3 protein-coding genes are annotated in these 4,028 nt (G+C 37.7%); 1 reads left to right on the top strand and 2 read right to left on the bottom strand.

Annotated features, from left to right (window positions below; all coding sequences use genetic code 11):
- Positions 1–236: 236 nt before the first annotated feature.
- Positions 237–1,472: an IS110 family transposase gene (locus V7122_RS22395; RefSeq protein ID WP_335529241.1), complete on the bottom strand. Its 1,236-nt coding sequence runs from the start codon at positions 1,470–1,472 to the stop codon at positions 237–239.
- Between the two features lie 480 nt (positions 1,473–1,952).
- On the opposite strand from V7122_RS22395, the gene V7122_RS22390 reads away from it, so the two are divergent.
- A complete protein-coding gene (locus tag V7122_RS22390; protein WP_082625214.1) occupies positions 1,953–2,153 on the top strand; it encodes a hypothetical protein in 201 nt (66 codons plus the stop codon).
- Positions 2,154–2,446: 293 nt separating this feature from the next.
- Here V7122_RS22390 and V7122_RS22385 read toward each other — a convergent pair whose 3' ends face one another.
- A complete protein-coding gene (locus V7122_RS22385; RefSeq protein WP_335529237.1) occupies positions 2,447–3,685 on the bottom strand; it encodes an IS110 family transposase in 1,239 nt (412 codons plus the stop codon).
- Between the last annotated feature and the right edge of the window lie 343 nt (positions 3,686–4,028).

The raw sequence follows: 4,028 nt of genomic DNA, 5'->3' as shown, positions 1-4,028 counted from the left end.
GAAAAAATGTCTAAGGGAATGATTCAAGATCAATATAACGCACTATTCCATTAAAGGGCGTTATTCTTCAAGAAGGAGAATAGCCTTTTCTTATTGAAGTAAACCAGCTAATAGTTTGTCAATATTTTTCAATAAAAATCTTAAAAATCATATGGTAGACTAAAAATGTGCATACCAAATAACCTTCCGTTAGTTTTCTGTTGGAAGGTTTTGGGCGGTTTAGTTCATTTATGATTCTAAGCTATATCTTGGAAAGTAGTTCTGCTTTTTAGTAAGGCATATATCCAATGTAAGAGCTTATTTACACAGGCAATGACGGCTACTTTAAAAGGCTTTCCTTCTTCACGTTTTTTATCATAGAACTCTCGTAACTTCTTGTTTCGAGGAATAATTTCATCGCTTGTTTTGCTCTTACGACAGTCACGAATTCCACAACGAACAGCCATATATAAGGCATGACGAAGCCTGCTGGATCCTCTTTTTGTGATTCGGTTTTTGGTGGCTGTAAACTTACCAGATTCAAATACACTAGGGTCAACACCAGCGAAAGCTACCAACTTTTTAGGATTAGTGAATCGGTCTATCTCTCCAATTTCTGAAATGATCGTTGCAGCGATCTTTTCTCCGATACCAGGGATAGATTTGATAATATTATATTCTTCAACTTCTTTAGCGAGGGCATCTATCTCTGACTCTAACGTGGATAGGTGCTCTTTATATTGAAGAATGATGTTTATATACATTTTTAGGCTCAATATATGACTCCGATAAACAGTCTTTTCAAACGGATTTCGAGTTGCGGCGGCTTTAAGCTCAATTGCTTTTTCTTTAGCCCATCTATTGGAACGACTTTTACATAAGCTAGATATTCTATCTGCTAGTGTATCTACGTTTGTCTCTAAAATATCTTCAGATGACGGAAACTCTGAAAGAGTTAAGAGCGATACAACTGAATATAAGTCACCAAAAACCCCTCTATATTCGGGAAATATTTGTTCAAGAATTGCTTGAAATTGTAGCTTTGTTTGGATTAATACCCCTGTTATATTCTCGTGCTGCCTTGTAAGATTCCGAAGGTTTAAAAGTTGGACCCCTCGCTTTTTATATGGCTCTAGATCTTCTTTATAAAACAGTTCACAGAGAAGATAAGCATCAACCGCATCCGTCTTTACTTTGCGAAGACTTGAACTCTTAGCCTTATAAGATATCAAGGGATTAATGATAATCAATAAATATCCACGGTCCTCCAAGTATTGAACAACAGAGGAATGATAATGTCCTGTTGCTTCTAAGACAACAGGAGGTTTCTTGCCAGTTTCCCTCTTTATTTCCTCCAGAAAATCTACAAGTAAACTAAGACCTTCTAGAGTATGAGAAACTTTAAAACTCTTGCGATATGGTTTGCCTTTATCTAAAAATGCTTGAACTTGACTTTCGCCTTTTGAAATATCCAGGCCAATGACTGGATTCATTTCTAAATCCTCCTCCTAAACTAGTAATTTGCCAGTACCCCTAAATCCTCCATGCAGTGTCATAGCTTCGCTTGTTATACGAGATCTAAGTCCCAACCAGCCTCAATCATGTTTCTACAAGTAGGGGGTGAACCGTTTACTTGACGGGGTCCAAGCCCCACGGGCAGTTACGTTCTACCCTGGCTACTGATATAATAAGACCAAATAAAAAAAGGTCAACCAGAAATATTTTCTTATCTGGTTGACCTTATAATACGAACGGAGCAGTTTAGTTGAATAAGTATATGGGTTGTATAATTTCAACAGAATGCTGAATTGATTTTAACATAGACCAATAGTTTTGAATGAAATGTCCATTTGATCTGTTGGTTTCCGCATATGTCTATTTAAATTATAAATTTAAGGACAAATACCCAAGAACTTTGACCTGAAATCGCATATGCTCTAATGTAAAATGAAATAAGGAGGATGACTGTTTGTATGAATAATGCTTATAACGAGAGGATTTGGCCAGGTTATGGTTTAGGAGGACCAGGATCAGGTTTTGGTTTTGCACCAGGACTTGGTTTTGGAGCTCCAGGGGTTGGATTTGGCTATCCGCACCACCACTACTATCCGTACCACCACCACCACTACTACCCATTCCACCATCACCACTACTACCACCACTATCCTTATTAAGATTTGACGATTAAACCGTTCAAATTATAATGAAAAGATGTTTCCGTCAAACAGGCGTTTTTCTACGATAGTAGAACGCCTGTTTCTTTTAGGAATAGGAGGTTTTTGTTTTATGATTAAATTTACAAAGTAGATTGTGAAGAATTGTACTTAAATTAAACCAGCTAATAGTTTGTCAACATTTTTCAATAAAAAGTTTAATAACCCCATGATATACTAAAAATGTTCATGCTAAATAACCTTCCGTTATACTCGTTTTGGAAGGTTTTGTTGTATTTAGTTAGATATAGTTTTTAATCTATATTTAGGAAAGTAGATTTGCTTTTTAGTAAGGCGTAAATCCAATGTAAGAGCTTATTTACACAGGCAATGATCGCTACTCTGAAGGGTTTTCCTTCTTCTCGCTTCTTGTCGTAAAACTCTCGTAGTCTTCTATTGCGTGGAATAATCTCATCAGTCGTTTTCTTTTTACGTGCATCTCGAATCCCACTTTGAACAGCCATATACAGGGCATGACGAAGTCTACATGAGCCACGTTTGGTAATTCGATTTACGGATGCAGTAAACTTTCCAGAAGAGTAGACACTAGGATCTATTCCAGCGAATGCAACTAACTTTTTGGCACCATTAAACCGATCTATCTCTCCAATTTCGGAAATAATCGTTGCAGCGATTTTTTCTCCAATTCCAGGGATAGATTGAAGGATCTCATATTCTTCAATTTCCTTAGCGAGAGCATCTATTTCATTCGCAATTTTGGATAGATGTTCTTGGTATTGAAGAACAATCTTAACTAAGATCTCAAGGTTAAAGATATGACTTTGGTAGAGGTTGTTTTGAAAAGGATTACGCAGGGCTGCTTCGCGCAACTTCTGTGCCCTTTCCTTTGCCCAAGTCTCCGAACGACTTTTACATAATGAAGCTATCCTATTTGTAATTTCTTTTTCACCTACGCTTAATACTGCCTCAGAAGTAGGAAAGGCTAGTAAAGTAAGCAACGAAACCTTTGAATAGAGGCTTCCAAATACACCTCGGTACTCAGGAAATACCTGGTCGATTAAAGAGTGTAACTGTAACTTTGTTTTCGCTGATATTTCTGCAATATTCTCTTGTTGCCTTGTTAGATTACGAAGGTTCAAGAGTTGAATTCCACGCTTCTTGTATGGTTCTAACTCCTCTTTATAATAGAGTTCGCAAAGGTGATAAGCATCGATTGCATCTGTTTTAACCTTTCGTAGGCTTGAGCTCTTAGCTCTGTGTGAGATAAGAGGATTAACGATAATATAAACATATTTTTGTTCCTCTAAAAACTGAATAACGGGAGTATGATAGTGCCCAGTTGATTCTAAAACGACCGAAGGTTGATGACCACCTGCGGAACTCTCAACTTCTTGAAGGTACTCTAATAAATTCCCCAAACCCTCAAGATCGTGTTTAATACTGAAGCTCTTACGGTATGGTTTGCCTTTATCTAAAAATGCTTGTACCTGACTTTCCCCTTTTGAAACATCCAGACCAATGACTGGATTCATACTGTATCTCCTCCAAGTAATGCAATATTAGTCGGTATCCCCTAGGGCTTCTTGTAATGTCATAGGTTCGCTTGTTAAACGGGATCGTTGTCCCAACCAGCCTGAAACATGTTTATACAAGTAGGGGGTGAACAGTTTAGCTGACGGGATTAAATCCCACGGGGGCGACGTTCTACCCCGACTACCGTAATCATATGACCATATAGAAAAAGGTCAACCAGAAAAATCTGGCTAACCTTATATTACGAACGGGGGCTTTAGTTCAATAACGCTATTCAACAATCGGGCGCTTTTCTGTAATAAAGAACAGCGCTTATTTTCATCATAGGGCCAGATTGTTGAA

The organism is Bacillus sp. JJ1532, from assembly GCF_036965085.1.
In the GTDB taxonomy this organism is placed as follows: domain Bacteria; phylum Bacillota; class Bacilli; order Bacillales; family Cytobacillaceae; genus Cytobacillus.
Note: the sequence above shows the minus strand (reverse complement) of the source record. Positions and strands in the feature narration are given on the sequence as shown.